The sequence below is a fragment of the Nocardia takedensis NBRC 100417 genome (genome assembly GCF_000308695.1).
Taxonomy (GTDB): Bacteria; Actinomycetota; Actinomycetes; order Mycobacteriales; family Mycobacteriaceae; genus Nocardia; species Nocardia takedensis.
On record NZ_BAGG01000165.1, the window covers coordinates 1 to 468 of the forward strand.

Annotated in this window: 1 protein-coding gene; it reads left to right on the forward strand. The window is 68.6% G+C overall.

The annotated features are described in order from the left end of the window. Positions 1-468 (forward strand): ketoacyl-synthetase C-terminal extension domain-containing protein (locus tag ON30_RS41835; RefSeq protein ID WP_306307398.1); only part of this gene is annotated, 468 nt, incomplete at both ends.

A 468-nucleotide genomic window follows, 5' to 3' on the forward strand; every position in this document is an offset into this window, starting at 1 on the left:
CTTATGGTCAGGGTCGTGATCCGGGGCGGCCGTTGTGGTTGGGGTCGGTGAAGTCGAATATGGGTCATACGCAGGCGGCGGCGGGGTTGGCGGGTGTGATCAAGATGGTGCAGGCGATGCGTCATGGGGTGTTGCCCGCGACGTTGCATGTGGGGCAGCCGAGTCCGGAGATCGATTGGGATGCGGGGTCGGTGCGGTTGTTGGGTTCGGCGCGGGAGTGGTCGGTGGGGTCGGGGCGGTTGCGTCGTGCGGGGGTGTCCTCGTTCGGGATCAGTGGGACGAACGCGCATGTGATTTTGGAGCAGGCTCCGCCGGGGGCGGGTGGGTCCGTGGGTGTGGTGGGGGTGTCGCCTGCTGCCGTGAGCGCGGTGGCCCCCCAAGGCTCGGCAGACAGGGCGTCCTCCGAGATCGTCGAGGACGCGGTCTCCTCCGGTGCCGTGGGTGTGGCGTCCCCCAGGGATGCGGTCT